This is a genomic window from Microbacterium sp. GQ128 (assembly GCF_059758615.1).
This window is the reverse complement of the sequence record NZ_JCAXDY010000001.1, coordinates 1,139,336-1,153,480: the sequence shown is the minus strand read 5'-3', so window position 1 is coordinate 1,153,480 and position 14,145 is coordinate 1,139,336. Positions and strand designations below refer to the sequence as shown.

The following is a 14,145-nucleotide window of genomic DNA, read 5'->3' as shown; positions in this document are numbered from 1 at the left end:
TCACGCGTTCGCCTGATCTCGCGCTCTGAGTGCGCGACGGAGGAGCAGCTTTCCGCAGGGTGGTGGGGGTGCGGCCAGGTAGACTCGTGCCCCGTGGCTCTCACTATCGGCATCGTCGGCCTGCCCAACGTCGGCAAGTCCACCCTCTTCAACGCACTCACCAAGAACGACGTGCTCGCAGCGAACTATCCGTTCGCGACGATCGAGCCCAACGTCGGCGTGGTGAACCTGCCCGACCCGCGCCTCGACAAGCTCGCGGAGATCTTCGGCAGCGAGCGGATCCTCCCCGCGGCCGTGTCGTTCGTCGACATCGCCGGGATCGTGCGCGGCGCGAGCGAGGGCGAGGGGCTCGGCAACAAGTTCCTCGCGAACATCCGCGAGGCCGACGCCATCGCGCAGGTGGTTCGCGGCTTCGCCGACGGCGACGTCGTGCACGTCGACGGCACGGTGAACCCGGCCTCCGACATGGAGACGATCAACGCCGAGCTCATGCTCGCCGACCTCGAGACCGTCGACAAGGCGATCGCCCGGTACGAGAAGGAAGTCCGCGGCAAGAAGATCGAGCCCGTCGTTCTCGAGACAGCGAACGCGGCGAAGGATGCTCTGGAGCGCGGCGTCCTGCTGTCGGTCGCGGGCATCGACATGGCGCCGATCCGCGAACTGGGTCTGCTCACCGCGAAGCCCGTCATCTTCGTCTTCAACGTCGACGAGGCCGTGCTGACGGACGACGCCCGCAAGGCGGAGCTCGCCGCCCTGGTCGCTCCGGCGAAGGCCATCTTCCTCGACGCGAAGATCGAGTCCGAGCTCATCGACCTCGACCCGGAGGACGCCGCCGAGCTTCTCGCGTCGACCGGCCAGGACGAGTCGGGCCTCGACCAGCTCGCCCGCATCGGCTTCGACACCCTCGGCCTGCAGACCTACCTCACGGCCGGCCCGAAGGAGGCTCGCGCCTGGACGATCCCCAAGGGCTCGAAGGCGCCTCAGGCAGCCGGTGTCATTCACACCGACTTCGAGAAGGGCTTCATCAAGGCCGAGATCGTCTCGTTCGAGGACCTGGTCGAGACCGGCTCCGTCGTCGAGGCACGCGCCAAGGGCAAGGCTCGCCTCGAGGGCAAGGACTACGTCATGCAGGACGGCGACGTCGTGGAGTTCAGATTTTCTAACTAGCCTGATCGGCGATCAGCGCGAAGAAGCTATCACGTTTCGAACGTGAAGTCGTAGTGCGCTGGCTGCGAATCCGGCGGCATCCGCTGTGCCGAAGGCAACGTGGAATTCGGTGTTCGTCTCGTACTGATCTGCGAGTCCACAGATCATGTCGAGGGATTTCGCGGTGTCGCCGGCGTGGGTGGGGGTTCCCGGAATCTCCTTGAACCACTGCGCGTGGACGGATGCGTGCGCTTGCGCGGCTTCGGAATCCGCGTCGTGTCCTTCTTCTTGGATCTGACGCCACCGCGCGAGCAGTGCCTCCGACCGTGTCTTCCACTCTCTCTGCTGGTGCAGGGACTTGCGATGCCACCATTGGTTGGAGGCCTCGAAAGCGTCCCGGCCCCAACGGGCCACAACTTCGGCCTCGTATCGATCGTTGAAGCCCTCGAGCATGACGTCTATGCGTGGCTGGCCTCCCTGACGCCGCATCTTTAGGGTGTGCTGCACCGCGTTGATACGTCGATCCAGGGTCTCGCGTTCTTTGGCGAGTTGATCCAAGTGTCCGGTGAGCGCTTCAATCTCCGTCTCCGGAGTGGCGCTCATCTCGAGTGCGGCCGCGATATCGGTGAGGGGCATGCCTGTGTCGCGCAGAAGGAGAATCCTCTGCAATCGGGCAACCGCGTCGGGCCCGTAGTAGCGATAGCCGTTGGACCCGACGCGGTCTGGGAGGAGCAAACCGATCTGGTGGTAGTGGCGTATCGTTCGGCCGCTGATCCCGGCACGCTCTGCGATCTCGTTCACCGTCCACTCCACGGTTTACCTCCCTTTCCTGTCGTGTTCTCAGTCTGTTCCATCGAGACTCAGGCCAAGTCGCGTCGCGGCGACGCGCAGGATCTCGCCTGCAGGCGACGTAACGGCCTGCGCCGCAGTGATTCCGGTGGCATCCAGGTACGCGCGCACGAGCCGGGTACCCGCCGCGTATCCTGCTCCGGTCGGCAGGCCAACAGGCTCGGCGCCAAGAAGCTGGGCGCTCGCGTCGCCATGAACCCACGCAGTGAAGTTCTGCATGCCGGTCACGCTGAGACCTCTTGCAACTTTCGCAAGGACTTCGTCATCGCCTCGGGTCTGATCACTGACGAAATGAGTGTAGCCACGGTCGCCGTAGAGCTCGGCGGCGAACTCGTCGGCGAGACCTTCTGAGGTCACCTGTTCGCCGACAGTCACCGTCATCGGATCCCAGATGACGCCGCCGGGGGAGTAGCGCACGTTGTGGTGCAGTTCATGCACGGCAATCGCTTCGAGTCGGTTGAGTACCTGAGGGGTCGGCCAGACCGTGATGGTGATGTAACCGCTGATGCCTCCAAACGCGGACAGCCCCTGAACCTCGTTCACGAAGTGCTCGTTGGCAGGATCCCCTAGGACGAGGAGAACCTGAAGGTCCGGCACATCGGTGGCAGGATTGGCCGCATTCAACGCCGCAACGCCGCGCTGGAGAGCCACGGTGATGCGACGCCAAGCATCCGCTTCGATGAGCTTCTCAAGGCCCTGCTCGACCAACGGGGTGGGGTTCTCCCAATTGAAGCCGAAGTTCTGCCGGTGCACGGCGGCCATATCCACGCCTCCCGGGACGAAGTGGTACATCCCCGCGAGCGGGGACCACATTTCACGGACGAGGTCGGGGCGCGCGTCCGATGCTGCTTTGAGAACCTCACTCATGGCCGCGGCGCTGTCAATCACTGAAATGGTCATGGAACAGGACGCTAAACCTTGCCGTCGCGTCAAGGTCAAAACCGGTGCGACTAGCGGCGAACGGGCAACGTCCGTCGCGAGGTGCGGGCATTGCCGGGCCCGCGTTGCGGCAAATGAACGGGCTGGGTCCGGGAGGTTGGTATGCACCGGAATGCGTCGAGTTTAGATCTGCGCTCCAGAACCCGGAGTCGAGGACAGCCCAGAAGCGAGCTTCCGGACCTGTCGAGTTCGAATGCTCTTCAAGCATCAGCTTTCGCGCGGCTGAGGCCCATCGAGACATACGCGGAGAACCCCGCTCGTTTCGCGAATTTGATGCGCCGTCGCTGCGTTTCGGTGAATCCGAGTTTGGCGTACAGTCTGAGGGCGGGGGTGTTGGTGTCCTTGATGTCGCGCAGCACGAAATCGTCGGAGGGCAGCTCCAGGAGTCGACGCATCAGCGCAGTGGCTATGCCTTTACCCTGATACTGCGGCGCTGTCGTGACGAATGCAATCTCCGTCAGACCGGCGCGGGCACCGTCGTAAGCCCCCATGAATTGACTTCGGATGATCCGATAGCTGATGATCCCGTGTATTGGACCGAGCACCCGCTGGAGCTCGTGCCGATCCGGCTGAAAGCATTCCTGCTCGCCTTCGGTGATGACCGCGACCGCGGCGGGCTCGCCGTCGACGAGCGCGATGTGGAAGCGCTCCAGGATGAGCATCGGGGCGAACGCGTCGGCAAGCACACCGGGGTCCTTGGAGAAGAACGCGAAATCCTCGGCGAACCCTTGCACGAGAACTTCGGCGATCCTGTGCCGATACCCCTCACCCAGTTCGTCTGCGCGCGCGACTTCGATCTTCATCGGGGTCCTCCTGTGAACATTCGTAGGATCAGGTCGACATCAGGCTCCGCAGATTCCTCCCGAAGAGCAACGTGCATCGTCGTCATACCGGCAAGCATGGCGAAGTAATGAGCGGCCATTCGGGCTGGGTCTCCCGCGGCTATCTGGCCTGCGGCCTGGCCTCGACCGATGAGCAAGGCGAAGGCCCGCCAGAGCGTCGCCTGCGTTGCGGCCAGCCGTGCCGCGGTCCCCTCAGGGGTGTCGGTGGTGAAACCCTGGTTGATCACCATGTAGAACTCGGCCGCGCCGTTGTTCGCTGCGAGGTCCGCCACGTATACCTCGGTGAAGGATTGGATCGTGGAGATCGGATCGCCTCCGGTCGAGAGCTGCATGGCGACAGCCCCAAGCCCGCGCGAGGCCTGATCGATCAGTTCGTCGAACAGCTCTTCCTTGCTCGCGTAGTGCCGGTAGATCGATCCGGTGCTGATCCCCGCCTCGGCGGCGATCTGGCGCATGTTGGTGGCCGCGAAACCGCGGTGCGCGAACACTCGGACGGCGGCCGTCTCCACAGCAGAGCGCGTGGCTGAGCGCAACGATTCGTTCTGCTCCGTCGTCCGCGGCACGATGATCCTTTCAATGAACTTGTGTTCATTTTATGCAGCGATCGCACCGGGCGCAACTGGGTGCCCGCCCAGGGTTGCTATGAGGTGCCGGGCGGGCAATGGAATGATGCGCGGCCATGGGCCGACACTCAACAGTTGGTACGTGTGGCGACGTGGTGGACTTCCGCTTCAACAACTAGCGCGATTCCTCGGGCGCCTGCCAGTGTGGCCGTGTGGACACTGTGGAATCCTCTCGTCAGAGCCTTGCGGTGAAGGTGCTTCCTGCCGTGGTGATCCTGTTATTGACCTGGGTGGCTCTGTGGGCTGCGCAGGGTGTTCCGACGCTGTGCGCGTTGGCATCGCCCTGCCCGGCGCCCGATGTGCGCGTGGCACCTGCAGTGCTCTTCGGGGGACTCATGCTGGTGCCGACGGCCGTTCTGCTCCTCACCGCACGCGCCGGTGCCTCGACCCGTCGTATTCGAACCATCGCCTACGTCGTACTCGTCGCCCTCGCTCTTTTCGGCGTGGGGGCGGTGTTGTTCTCCGGAGGTTTCACGGTCCCGTTCGTGTAGATGCACCGGCAGGGACGGCGCCTCGCTTCGGATCTCAGGCGTCTGTCAGACCCTTCCGATGCGTCGCGGCCGCACGCTTGATCGTGGCCACCTTCGGATTGTCGGCTCGCGACGCGGGAAGGCCGTCGAGGATCGTCACGTCGGCTCGTGCGGCGAGCGTCAGAAGGCCCCACATTCCGATCGAGTCGAGTTCGAAGTCGACTTCCTCCGGGGTCGCCGCCGCGAACGCCGCGTGTGCGATTGCTTCGAGCTCGGGGTCGCTCGGCCGTTTCGCCGCGCCTTTGACGGCATTCGGCTGATTCGAGTAATCGTCGAGCTTCCTCGGCACTTGATCAGCCCGTTCGGGGCCGAGTGCCGATTCGACCTTGGCTTGAATCGGGTAAGTCTCCGTCAATTTCGTCTCCAGAGCTCTGTTCATGAGTAGCAGCAGCGCGAGCCGCAGGGATCGGTCACCGTTCGAGTACAGTACCCAACTCGACCATCTTGGAGTGCGGCCGAGAGAGCGGTCCTGAGCGCGTCCGCGCACCACCCCCACGAGTGACAGGATTGACGGATGACCGCAACACTCGTGGCCCAAGGGCTGGCCGGCGGGTACGGCCACCGCACCCTGTTCGACTCGCTCGACCTGACCGTCACCGCGGGTGATGTGGTCGGCCTCGTCGGAGCCAACGGAGCCGGGAAATCGACCCTTCTGAAGCTGCTGGCGGGTGTCGACGAGCCGCAGGCCGGCACGATCCGGCTCGCACCCGCGGACGCCTTCGTCGGCTGGCTTCCGCAGGAACACGAGCGCGTCGTCGGCGAGAGCGTCGCCGACTACATCGGCCGTCGCACAGGATGTGCCGCCGCGACCAGAGACATGGATGCCGCAGCCGCGGCCCTCGGTGATCCCTCGCTCGCCGCTCCGGGTACGGACCCCGCCGACACCTACTCGATGGCGCTGGATCGCTGGCTGGCCAGCGGCGCCGCTGACCTTGACGAACGCCTCCCCGCCGTGCTCGCCGACCTCGGACTCGACCTGGGCGATGATCCCGCCGACACCATGATGACCTCGCTGTCGGGAGGACAGGCGGCACGCGTCGGCCTCGCCGCGCTGCTGCTGTCACGGTTCGACATCGCCCTGCTCGATGAGCCGACCAACGATCTCGACCTCGACGGCATCGAGCGACTGGAGGCCTTCGTTCGCGGCCTTCGCGGCGGTGTCGTGGTGGTCAGCCATGACCGCGAGTTCCTCGCCCGCTGCGTGACCAGAGTCCTGGAGCTCGATCTCGCTCAGAACAGCAACCGGGTGTTCGGTGGCGGCTACGACTCGTACCTGGAGGAGCGGGCGACGGTTCGTCGGCACCAGCGCGAGAAGTACGACGAGTTCGCCGACAAGAAGGTCGACCTCGTCGCCCGCGCCCGCACGCAGCGCGAGTGGTCCAGCCAGGGTGTGCGCAACGCGATGAAGAAGTCGCCCGACAACGACAAGATCAAGCGCAAGGCCTCGGCCGAGTCCAGCGAGAAGCAAGCGCAGAAGGTACGCCAGATGGAGAGCAGGATCGCTCGGCTCGAAGAGGTCGAAGAGCCGCGCAAGGAGTGGCAGCTCGAGTTCACGATCGGCTCGGCCCCGCGTTCCAGCTCGGTCGTCTCGACGCTGAGCTCGGCGGTGTTCCGGCAGGGTACGTTCCAGCTCGGCCCCGTGTCGCTGCAGGTGAATGCGGGGGAGCGCATCGGCATCACCGGGCCCAACGGCGCGGGGAAGTCGACCCTGCTGCGCGGACTGCTGGGGCGGCAGCTTCCCGACGAGGGAACGGCGAGCCTGGGTGCGAGCGTGCAGATCGGCGAGATCGACCAGGCCCGCGCACTACTGGTCGGTACGCAGCCGCTCGCGGTCGCCTTCGAGGAACTCGTGCCCGAGATGACATCGGGCGAGGTGCGCACGCTCCTGGCGAAGTTCGGGCTCAAGGCCGATCACGTGACGCGCGCCGTCGACGAGCTCTCGCCGGGCGAGCGCACACGAGCCGGTCTGGCGCTGCTGCAGGCGCGCGGCATCAATCTGCTCGTGCTCGACGAGCCGACCAACCACCTCGACCTGCCCGCGATCGAGCAGCTGGAGCAGGCGCTCGAGTCCTACGAAGGGACGCTGCTGCTCGTCACCCACGATCGACGGATGCTCGCGACCGTGCAGACCGACCGACACTGGCGGGTGGAAGCCGGGCAGGTCGTCGAGGTATGACGAGCCTCGTCATCGACAGCGTCCCGCACGACAGCCTGACCTCGAACGACGTGGCGAGCCTGCGAGAGCTGTTCGACGCCGAGTACTTCGCCGAGTTCGGAGCGTGGGATCCCGATCAGCCGTACGGCTACGCGCCCCATGACGTTCATCTCATCGCCCGCGCCGGCGACGCGGTGGTGGGCCACGTCGGCTGGGCGCGGCGGACCATCGGCGTCGGCACGGCGGAGGTCGTGGTCGCGGGAGTCGGCGGGGTGCTGGTCTCTCCGCGCGCACGAGGGGAGCGGGCGGGTGCCCGGCTCCTGGCACACGCGGCCGCAGCCATGAGGGACGCCGGTGGGATCGAGTTCGGCTACCTCGGGTGCCGCGAAGCTGTCGTCGCGTTCTACGAGTCCTGCGGATGGCGCCGCATCTCGGCGGTCGAGCGCTCGATCGCCCGCACCGGTCAGCACGCCATGCAGCCTCCTGGGCCGCCCATCCTGACACTCGCGCTCGACTCTCCACCGCGCCGGTGGCCCGCTGGGGCGATCGATCTTCGGGGGCGGGCCTGGTAGCCGTCCGCCCGGACCGATCGTGCGCTCTCGTGTTGCGGCCGAAGCGGGGGACGCGCCAAAATATCGGTCGGGATGCCGGACGGAGACGTCGTGGAACTCCGCACCATGGGACACGAGCGCTCGTGGTGACCTCTACGAGCAGAAGGCCATCATGACCTCGTCACCCACGGCACCGCGCACCAACACCCTGGCTCTCGTCAGCTTCATCGCGGCCTTCGTGATCCCGGTCGGAGGATTCATCCTCGGGGTGTTCGCCCTGCGACAGCTGCGGACCCCCGGGAACACCGAGTCCGGAGCAGGGCTTGCCCGATGGGCGCTCGTCATCGGCGCGCTCGGCACGATGTTCGCGGTGCTCTTCTTCATCCTGTGGGGCACGCTGTTCTTCTCGGCGCTGGGCGATCAGCCTTTCGGACGCTGATCCGGGCGTCTCCGTCTCGCCGACGGCCCGCTCGGGATACGCTGGGACACGGCGGCTCGCGCCGCGGCCCGGTCGCTGGCGTCCGTCGTGGACGTTCCGCCTGAGTTCCTGACACCGACGGCACGAGGAGATTGACGCCGATGACCGACACCCAGATCTTCGAGCCAGACGGCCGCGCGATCCCCTTCGTCGACGAGGGCGACGGCCCCGTCAAGCTCGTCTTGATCCAGGAACGCGACCTTCCGGCCGACATCCTCGGAGTCGTCGCGCACTACCTCGCCGAGGAGGCGGGCTTCCATGTGCTGCGGATCGGCCATCGCGTCGAGGTCAAGGGCGAAGCGGTGTCGCTGGACGAGCGCGTCGAGGATGCGCTGGCGGTGATCGACCACGTCGCCCTCGGCGACACCTGGATCGGCGGGCATGGGTTCGGTGGCACCGTCGCGCGGGCTTTCGCCATCGCGCACGCCGACCGCGTGAACGGCCTGGCGCTGCTCGGGGTCGAAGAGCACGACATCCCGCTCGCGCCCGTGATGCCCGTCCTGATCATCCAGGGCACCGAAGACACCACCACCCCGTTCGCGAACGGTGAGCAGCTGCAGTCGACCGCTCCGGAGCGTGCGAGCGTGAAGAGCATCGACGGGGGAGACCACCACTTCCCGATGACGCACCCGATCGAGACAGCGGTCGTGATCGAGGAGTACCTCGACTGGGACTGACCTCCTAGCGACCCTGCCGCTTCTTGTAGGGCTTGGGCTGACCCTTCACTGCAGGGGTTCGGCCCTTGCCCTTCGAGGCCTTCGCCTTGCCGCCGGCGGGTGCGGGCGGGTTCTTCACCGGCGCAGGAGCCGCGGCGACCGCTTCTTTCGCCTCGACCAGCAAGAGCTCACCGACGTGCGTCAGCCGTGTCTGCCCTTCGCGGTGGACGATGGGATGGCCCACCTCGGCTTCGAGCTTGGCGATCGACGTGTACAGCGAGGCCAGTGGGATGCCGAGCTTCTCGGCCGCGCGCGGGAAATGAAGCTCCTCCGCGAGAACGACGAAACGGCGGAGCAGAGAGATCTTCACGGTGGCCCTTCGACTGTTCGCACGGAATTGCGAGCCACTCCAGGTTACGCGGTGGAAGCCGCCGGTCAGATGTCGCTGAAGTCGTTCGCGGGAGACTGGAGCTGCGTGACGGTGTCCGTCTCCACCGGGGGCGGTCGAAGCGATTTCGGACGGGACGAGCGGTGCCGGGACACGACGGATGCCGCGACCGAAGCGGCCGCGGCATCCGGAATCCTTCGGTCAGGCGACCTGAGGGAGAACCGCGAACGACACGGAGCCCTCGTCGTCCACGCCCGCGTCGAGGATCTTGTCATCGAGTGCAGCGACGGCGGACTCATCGAGGAAGAGCCGGGTGCCGGAGACTTCGACCACCTGATCCTGCGGCTCCGGATCCGCGGCGACGAGCACGGCGAGACGCGCGCCGCCCTCCGCATTCTGAGGTTCGGACGAGTGGATGCGCAGTCCGGCATCCGGGGCGTCGGTCTGACGACTCACCAGAGTCGTCACGATGGCGGAGGCGTTGTCGGTGAGGGTGAGCACGAGACTCTCCTTCCGTTCGGGGCATGCCACGGTCGCGACATGTCCGGGCTACGATGCCGAACCCGCACGACGACCTCAACCCCCTTGTGCCGATTCGGAGGAGGCTCTTACCCTCCTCGCAGGTTCTTACGAAGGAAGACCTGTTCCGTGCCGTCGCCGTCCGGTACCCGCTCGCGCTCCACGTATCCGCACCGCTCGTACAGACGGATGTTCGCCTCGCTCAGGCTGCCGGTGAAGAGCTCGGCGACCTGCGCCGTGGATGCGCTCTCCGCGTGCTCGAGCAGCATCCGCCCGACTCCCTCGCCCTGCATGTCGGGGGCGATCGCGATGCGTCCGATCAGAAGCATCCCGTCCTTCTCCACGAATCGGATCGCGCCCACGAGGCGTCCGTCGATACGTGCCGTCAAGCCGGACTCCGAGCGAAGCTCCGCTTCGAGCTCGGCGAGCGTCTGCGTCAGGGGAGGCATGTCGACGCTGCCGTAGATCGCCGCCTCCGACACGAAGGCTGCGCGCTGCACGGTCAGCACCTCGCCGGCGTCCGCCTCGGTGATGGGGGAGATGACGATCTCCCGATCCTTCTCGCCGTTCTGTTCTGTCACGATGCGGGGTCTCTCCTTGAGTCGGGTGTTCAGGTCCGGTCGCCACACTCGGGCTCCGGGCTTCCGGTGTCAACCCCCTCGGACCCGGGCGCAGACCTTCGTTATCCTCGCCGGCAGGAGGTCAACGAAATGGCTGAAAGCAAGACGAAGAAGACCGGTACCTCGACGAAGGGGGCCGTGAAGACCACTCGCCAGCAGAACGCGGAGAAGGGCTTCACCGCCTCGCCCACGCTCGCAGGCAATCTGCAGCGCGTGCTCGTCGACCTGCTCGAACTCGCCATCCAGGGCAAGCAGGCGCACTGGAACGTCGTGGGGCGCAACTTCCGCGACACGCACCGTCAGCTCGACGAGATCATCGACGATGCACGGGCGTTCAGCGACACGATCGCGGAGCGGATGCGCGCACTGCATGCCGTGCCCGACGGGCGCAGCGCGACCATCGCCAAGGCGACGTCGTTGCCCGAGTTCCCCGCGGGCGAGGTGTCGACGACCGAGACCATCGATCTGGTGACGGAACGTCTGGAAGCAGCGGTCGGCACAGTGCGCGACGTCCACGACGCCGTCGACGAGGAGGATCCGACCTCGGCGGACCTTCTGCACGCGATCATCGAACGCCTCGAGCAGTTCGCCTGGATGGTCAGCGCCGAGAACCGCAGCCCGGCCGGTCGCTGATGCTCGCCCCTCCTCCGTGAGCCCGGTCAGTCCGGCCCGGCTCCGGGGGTGCGGGGGCGGCCGCGCATGATGCGCGGCAACGCGATCCACAGCGCCACGACCAGCACGAGCGCCGACACCAGCGCGACGAGGCCGGCCGTGCGATTCACCGTGAAGTCGACGATCAGCATCGTGACCCCGATCGTCAGCGCCCCGATCACGATCAGGTCGAGCCGGACGATACGGGCGGCCATCCGCACGAGGTCGGGCTTGCGACGGTGGCCGAACAGCGCGCGGTGCATCCCCACGGGAGCCAGCGCGAGGATCGTCGCGACGGCGGCCAGAGCGACGAGCACGACGTAAAGATCGCGCTGGAACTCGTCCATGTCCGTGAATCGCGGCTGGAAGGCCACCGCGAGGAGGAAGCCGGTGAGGATCTGGGTCCCGGTCTGCATCACGCGGAGTTCCTGCAGGAGCTCTTCCCAGTTGCGATCCGCGCGTTCGTTCGCCGTCTCGTCTCGTCCGTCCCTGCGGTCATCGAGTTCGTGGTCGCCGCGCGGAGGATCCGATGTCATGATCTCAGTGTCGTGCCGACTCTCGCACGAAGTCCAGACTCTTCTCCCGATGGATCGAAAGAAGGCATCATGACGCTCCCTCCGATCAGCGACTGGTGGTCCGAACTCTCGGAGGAATCACGTCGCTCCGTGCTCGACGGCGACTCGCCGCACCTCGACGAGGACGTCCGGGAGGAGATCCGGGTGATCACCGGAGCGGTCGTGGGGATGGTGGAGAGCCTGACCGGGGAAGACCTGGACTACGCCCGGTCGCACGCAGAGAAGACGGCGGACTGACACTCCCCGCGCCCCGTGCCGCGGAGGCTCATTCGGAGGCGTCGGGATTCCGAGGGGGCTGTTCCTCGCGAAGCCGGGGCTCGGTGCGACGCTCGGGTCGCGCCCCCGCCTTGTCGGCATAGAACGCGCGGATCCGGTCCATGTCGGCGGCGACGTCCCCGGTCAGGTCGATGGTGGGACCGAGACCCGTCGTCATCGTCGTGCGATCGACGAAGCCGAGCGTGACGGGCATCCCCGTCTCCCGGGCGATGCGGTAGAAACCCGACTTCCAGTACTCGTTGCCGCCACGAGTGCCATCCGGGGTGACCACGAGACCGAAAACGGTTCCGGCGTGCACCTGGCCGACGACATCCTTGACCACGCGGGCCGGATCCGCCCGATCCACAGGGATCCCGCCGAGTCCGCGCATGAGCGGACCTCGCCACCCGCGAAAGAGGCTCTTCTTCCCGAGCCAGTGCACGTCGATGCCGAGGCGCCAGGCGATCGCGAGCATCAGGACGAAGTCCCAGTTGCTGGTGTGCGGGGCGCCGACGAGCACGGTCGGGCGCGTGGGCGCTGCCTCGCTCACGAGCGTCCATCTGCTGAACGCCCAGAACATGCGGGCGAGGAGTCGTTTGAGCATGGATCAACCGTAGGGGAGAACGGCTGTCGTCCCGCTGTCCGCAGCCTGCGCGCGGGTCCGGCGCCACTACCTCGGAGCAGGCGTACGATCGAGGGATGAAGAAATCGCCGGAGGACACCGTGCAGCAGGAGGCCCCCATCGGGCTGCAGCCGCTTCCCGGTGCCCTGGACCTGCTCGAAGGTGACGCCGCCGGCTACTGCAGCAACGGCGTCTGCCACTTCCCCGCCCCGAAGGCCGAGTAAGCAGCAGACGCCGTCGCGCGCGAACGCTGAGGCTCAGTGGCCGCCGTGGAATCCCTCGCCGGCATCGTCGGCGGGCTTGCGGACGAACGGGCTGAGCGCCACCGCTGCGAGCGAGATGATCGCGGCGATCAAGAAGGCCATGCGCGCACCCGGTGCGCCGGCCACTGCCCGTGACAGGCCCTCATCCTCGCCTGCATGCAGGATCGCCGAGTAGGTGACCGTGAGCAGAGCGACGCCCGCAGCGCCACCGACCTGCTGGAGCGTGTTCAGCACAGCCGAGCCGTGCGAGTACAGCGACCGCTGCAGCGAGCCGAGCGAGGCGGAGAACAGCGGCGTGAACGACATCGCGAGACCGACGGACATGGCCGCCTGCACGATGATGAGCACCCACCACACGGTGTGCTCGCCGACCGTCGAGTAGAAGAACAGCGCCGCCGATACGAGGATCGTGCCCGGGATCAGCAGCGGCCGCGTGCCACGTGCGTCGTACACGCGACCCATGACCGGACCCAGCAGACCCATCAGCACCGAGCCGGGGAGCAGGATCAGACCGGACTCGAGAGCGTTCAGGCCCGCGACGTTCTGCAGGTACTGCGGCAGCAGCGTCAGCGTTCCGAACATCGACAGCGCCAGGATCGTCATGATGATCACCGAGAACGTGAAGTTGCTCGAGCGGAAGACGCGCAGGTCGAGCAGTGCGTCGTCGACACGCTGCAGGATGAGCTGACGCCACACGAACAGCGCCAGCGACACGGCGCCGACGACCAGGGCGATGATTCCGGTCGTCTCGCCCGAGCCGCCTTCGCCGCCGAACTGACTGAGGCCGAACACGATGCCGCCGAAGCCGAGCGCTGCGAGCGGGATGGACAGCACATCGAGCGGGACGATGCGGGTCTCACCGAGGTTGGTCATCCACTTCACGCCCATGAAGAGCGCGATGAGCGCGATCGGAAGGATGATCGCGAACAGCGCCCGCCAGTTCAGCGTCTCGAGGACGGCGCCGGCGATGGTGGGGCCGATCGCCGGGGCGAGGGAGATGACCAGGCCGACGCGGCCCATCATGCGACCGCGGGACTGCGGCGGGACGACGTTCATGATCGTCGTCATCAGCAGCGGCATCATGATGCCGGTACCCGCGGCCTGGATGACGCGCCCGACGAGCAGCACCGAGAAGCCGGGGGCGACCAGCGCGACGAGCGTGCCGAGTGAGAAGGCGATCATCGCGGCGATGAAGACCTGACGCGTGGTGAACCGCTGCAGGATGAACCCGGTGGTCGGGATGACCACGGCCATGGTCAGCATGAAGGCACTGGTGAGCCACTGGCCGAGTTCCGGCGGGATGCCGAGATCGGCGTTCAGATGCGGGATCGCGATCCCCATCGTGGTCTCGTTGAGGATGGCGACGAACGCGGCGACGAGCAGCAGCCAGATCACGCGCATGTCCTTGCGCGAGATCTCACCCGCTGCCGGTGCGGGGGTCGTCGAGATGGAGCCGGTATCGACGGCAGACATGGGCGGCCTC

The 14,145-nt window shown here is 66.5% G+C and carries 20 protein-coding genes; 9 read left to right on the top strand and 11 right to left on the bottom strand.

Annotation, left to right across the window (positions count from 1 at the left end):
* Nucleotides 1–93: 93 nt before the first annotated feature.
* Nucleotides 94–1,167: a redox-regulated ATPase YchF gene (gene ychF / locus AC6CHX_RS05540; protein WP_498271936.1), complete on the top strand. Its 1,074-nt coding sequence runs from the start codon at nucleotides 94–96 to the stop codon at nucleotides 1,165–1,167.
* A gap of 12 nt (nucleotides 1,168–1,179) precedes the next feature.
* On the opposite strand, the gene AC6CHX_RS05535 is transcribed toward ychF, so the two are convergent.
* From AC6CHX_RS05535 to AC6CHX_RS05520, 4 genes are all read right to left on the bottom strand, one after another.
* Nucleotides 1,180–1,947, bottom strand: coding sequence for a MerR family transcriptional regulator (locus AC6CHX_RS05535; RefSeq protein ID WP_498271935.1), 768 nt, complete (start codon nucleotides 1,945–1,947; stop codon nucleotides 1,180–1,182).
* 39 nt (nucleotides 1,948–1,986) lie between these two features.
* Nucleotides 1,987–2,895, bottom strand: a complete 909-nt coding sequence (locus AC6CHX_RS05530) for a DUF2268 domain-containing putative Zn-dependent protease (RefSeq protein ID WP_498271934.1) — start codon at nucleotides 2,893–2,895, stop codon at nucleotides 1,987–1,989.
* 239 nt (nucleotides 2,896–3,134) lie between these two features.
* Nucleotides 3,135–3,737 carry a GNAT family N-acetyltransferase gene (locus AC6CHX_RS05525; protein ID WP_498271933.1) on the bottom strand — a complete coding sequence of 201 codons (603 nt, stop codon included), beginning with the start codon at nucleotides 3,735–3,737 and terminating at the stop codon, nucleotides 3,135–3,137.
* Nucleotides 3,734–4,285: a TetR/AcrR family transcriptional regulator gene (locus tag AC6CHX_RS05520; RefSeq protein WP_498271932.1), complete on the bottom strand. Its 552-nt coding sequence runs from the start codon at nucleotides 4,283–4,285 to the stop codon at nucleotides 3,734–3,736. Before AC6CHX_RS05520 ends, AC6CHX_RS05525 begins: the two co-directional genes overlap by 4 nt.
* A 266-nt stretch (nucleotides 4,286–4,551) precedes the next feature.
* Here AC6CHX_RS05520 and AC6CHX_RS05515 point away from each other — a divergent pair, with 266 nt between their 5' ends.
* Nucleotides 4,552–4,890 carry a hypothetical protein gene (locus AC6CHX_RS05515; RefSeq protein WP_498271931.1) on the top strand — a complete coding sequence of 113 codons (339 nt, stop codon included), beginning with the start codon at nucleotides 4,552–4,554 and terminating at the stop codon, nucleotides 4,888–4,890.
* Nucleotides 4,891–4,924: 34 nt separating this feature from the next.
* On the opposite strand, the gene AC6CHX_RS05510 is transcribed toward AC6CHX_RS05515, so the two are convergent.
* Nucleotides 4,925–5,284 (bottom strand): hypothetical protein, encoded by a 360-nt coding sequence (locus tag AC6CHX_RS05510; protein WP_498271930.1) that lies wholly within the window; start codon nucleotides 5,282–5,284, stop codon nucleotides 4,925–4,927.
* A 159-nt stretch (nucleotides 5,285–5,443) separates the two neighbouring features.
* Between AC6CHX_RS05510 and AC6CHX_RS05505 the strand changes: the two genes are divergently transcribed.
* From AC6CHX_RS05505 to AC6CHX_RS05490, 4 genes are all read left to right on the top strand, one after another.
* Complete coding sequence (locus AC6CHX_RS05505) at nucleotides 5,444–7,105, top strand: ABC-F family ATP-binding cassette domain-containing protein (protein WP_498271929.1); 1,662 nt, start codon at nucleotides 5,444–5,446, stop codon at nucleotides 7,103–7,105.
* Nucleotides 7,102–7,656, top strand: coding sequence for a GNAT family N-acetyltransferase (locus AC6CHX_RS05500; RefSeq protein WP_498271928.1), 555 nt, complete (start codon nucleotides 7,102–7,104; stop codon nucleotides 7,654–7,656). Before AC6CHX_RS05505 ends, AC6CHX_RS05500 begins: the two co-directional genes overlap by 4 nt.
* Nucleotides 7,657–7,807: 151 nt before the next feature.
* The gene (locus tag AC6CHX_RS05495) at nucleotides 7,808–8,074 is read left to right on the top strand and encodes a hypothetical protein (RefSeq protein WP_498271927.1); all 267 of its coding nucleotides are present in this window, start codon (nucleotides 7,808–7,810) and stop codon (nucleotides 8,072–8,074) included.
* A gap of 140 nt (nucleotides 8,075–8,214) precedes the next feature.
* Complete coding sequence (locus AC6CHX_RS05490; protein ID WP_498271926.1) at nucleotides 8,215–8,790, top strand: alpha/beta fold hydrolase; 576 nt, start codon at nucleotides 8,215–8,217, stop codon at nucleotides 8,788–8,790.
* 4 nt (nucleotides 8,791–8,794) lie between these two features.
* On the opposite strand, the gene AC6CHX_RS05485 is transcribed toward AC6CHX_RS05490, so the two are convergent.
* From AC6CHX_RS05485 to AC6CHX_RS05475, 3 genes are all read right to left on the bottom strand, one after another.
* Nucleotides 8,795–9,139, bottom strand: a complete 345-nt coding sequence (locus AC6CHX_RS05485) for a LysR family transcriptional regulator (protein WP_498271925.1) — start codon at nucleotides 9,137–9,139, stop codon at nucleotides 8,795–8,797.
* Between the two features lie 219 nt (nucleotides 9,140–9,358).
* Nucleotides 9,359–9,658 (bottom strand): Fe-S cluster assembly protein HesB, encoded by a 300-nt coding sequence (locus AC6CHX_RS05480; RefSeq protein ID WP_029262936.1) that lies wholly within the window; start codon nucleotides 9,656–9,658, stop codon nucleotides 9,359–9,361.
* A gap of 107 nt (nucleotides 9,659–9,765) precedes the next feature.
* Nucleotides 9,766–10,257 carry a GNAT family N-acetyltransferase gene (locus tag AC6CHX_RS05475; RefSeq protein WP_498271924.1) on the bottom strand — a complete coding sequence of 164 codons (492 nt, stop codon included), beginning with the start codon at nucleotides 10,255–10,257 and terminating at the stop codon, nucleotides 9,766–9,768.
* Nucleotides 10,258–10,386: 129 nt separating this feature from the next.
* Between AC6CHX_RS05475 and AC6CHX_RS05470 the strand changes: the two genes are divergently transcribed.
* Nucleotides 10,387–10,929, top strand: a complete 543-nt coding sequence (locus AC6CHX_RS05470) for a Dps family protein (RefSeq protein WP_136043542.1) — start codon at nucleotides 10,387–10,389, stop codon at nucleotides 10,927–10,929.
* Nucleotides 10,930–10,955: 26 nt separating this feature from the next.
* On the opposite strand, the gene AC6CHX_RS05465 is transcribed toward AC6CHX_RS05470, so the two are convergent.
* Nucleotides 10,956–11,483 carry a DUF6328 family protein gene (locus tag AC6CHX_RS05465; protein ID WP_498271923.1) on the bottom strand — a complete coding sequence of 176 codons (528 nt, stop codon included), beginning with the start codon at nucleotides 11,481–11,483 and terminating at the stop codon, nucleotides 10,956–10,958.
* A 69-nt stretch (nucleotides 11,484–11,552) separates the two neighbouring features.
* On the opposite strand from AC6CHX_RS05465, the gene AC6CHX_RS05460 reads away from it, so the two are divergent.
* The gene (locus AC6CHX_RS05460; RefSeq protein WP_498271922.1) at nucleotides 11,553–11,759 is read left to right on the top strand and encodes a hypothetical protein; all 207 of its coding nucleotides are present in this window, start codon (nucleotides 11,553–11,555) and stop codon (nucleotides 11,757–11,759) included.
* A gap of 28 nt (nucleotides 11,760–11,787) precedes the next feature.
* On the opposite strand, the gene AC6CHX_RS05455 is transcribed toward AC6CHX_RS05460, so the two are convergent.
* Nucleotides 11,788–12,381, bottom strand: a complete 594-nt coding sequence (locus tag AC6CHX_RS05455) for a 1-acyl-sn-glycerol-3-phosphate acyltransferase (RefSeq protein WP_498271921.1) — start codon at nucleotides 12,379–12,381, stop codon at nucleotides 11,788–11,790.
* 95 nt (nucleotides 12,382–12,476) lie between these two features.
* Here AC6CHX_RS05455 and AC6CHX_RS05450 point away from each other — a divergent pair, with 95 nt between their 5' ends.
* Nucleotides 12,477–12,623, top strand: a complete 147-nt coding sequence (locus tag AC6CHX_RS05450; protein WP_376104454.1) for a hypothetical protein — start codon at nucleotides 12,477–12,479, stop codon at nucleotides 12,621–12,623.
* Nucleotides 12,624–12,656: 33 nt separating this feature from the next.
* Here the strand turns inward: AC6CHX_RS05450 and AC6CHX_RS05445 are convergent, their stop codons facing one another.
* Nucleotides 12,657–14,135 (bottom strand): MDR family MFS transporter, encoded by a 1,479-nt coding sequence (locus AC6CHX_RS05445; protein WP_136043546.1) that lies wholly within the window; start codon nucleotides 14,133–14,135, stop codon nucleotides 12,657–12,659.
* Nucleotides 14,136–14,145 lie beyond the last annotated feature (10 nt).

What these genes read in the sequence shown, in the direction of transcription:
- AC6CHX_RS05530 (WP_498271934.1), bottom strand. Translation starts at nt 2,895, where the DNA reads ATGACCATTTCAGTGATTGACAGCGCCGCGGCCATGAGTGAGGTTCTC.
- AC6CHX_RS05525 (WP_498271933.1), bottom strand. Translation starts at nt 3,737, where the DNA reads ATGAAGATCGAAGTCGCGCGCGCAGACGAACTGGGTGAGGGGTATCGG.
- AC6CHX_RS05505 (WP_498271929.1), top strand. Translation starts at nt 5,444, where the DNA reads ATGACCGCAACACTCGTGGCCCAAGGGCTGGCCGGCGGGTACGGCCAC.
- AC6CHX_RS05500 (WP_498271928.1), top strand. Translation starts at nt 7,102, where the DNA reads ATGACGAGCCTCGTCATCGACAGCGTCCCGCACGACAGCCTGACCTCG.
- AC6CHX_RS05495 (WP_498271927.1), top strand. Translation starts at nt 7,808, where the DNA reads ATGACCTCGTCACCCACGGCACCGCGCACCAACACCCTGGCTCTCGTC.
- AC6CHX_RS05490 (WP_498271926.1), top strand. Translation starts at nt 8,215, where the DNA reads ATGACCGACACCCAGATCTTCGAGCCAGACGGCCGCGCGATCCCCTTC.
- AC6CHX_RS05470 (WP_136043542.1), top strand. Translation starts at nt 10,387, where the DNA reads ATGGCTGAAAGCAAGACGAAGAAGACCGGTACCTCGACGAAGGGGGCC.
- AC6CHX_RS05465 (WP_498271923.1), bottom strand. Translation starts at nt 11,483, where the DNA reads ATGACATCGGATCCTCCGCGCGGCGACCACGAACTCGATGACCGCAGG.
- AC6CHX_RS05460 (WP_498271922.1), top strand. Translation starts at nt 11,553, where the DNA reads ATGACGCTCCCTCCGATCAGCGACTGGTGGTCCGAACTCTCGGAGGAA.
- AC6CHX_RS05455 (WP_498271921.1), bottom strand. Translation starts at nt 12,381, where the DNA reads ATGCTCAAACGACTCCTCGCCCGCATGTTCTGGGCGTTCAGCAGATGG.
- AC6CHX_RS05450 (WP_376104454.1), top strand. Translation starts at nt 12,477, where the DNA reads ATGAAGAAATCGCCGGAGGACACCGTGCAGCAGGAGGCCCCCATCGGG.
- AC6CHX_RS05445 (WP_136043546.1), bottom strand. Translation starts at nt 14,135, where the DNA reads ATGTCTGCCGTCGATACCGGCTCCATCTCGACGACCCCCGCACCGGCA.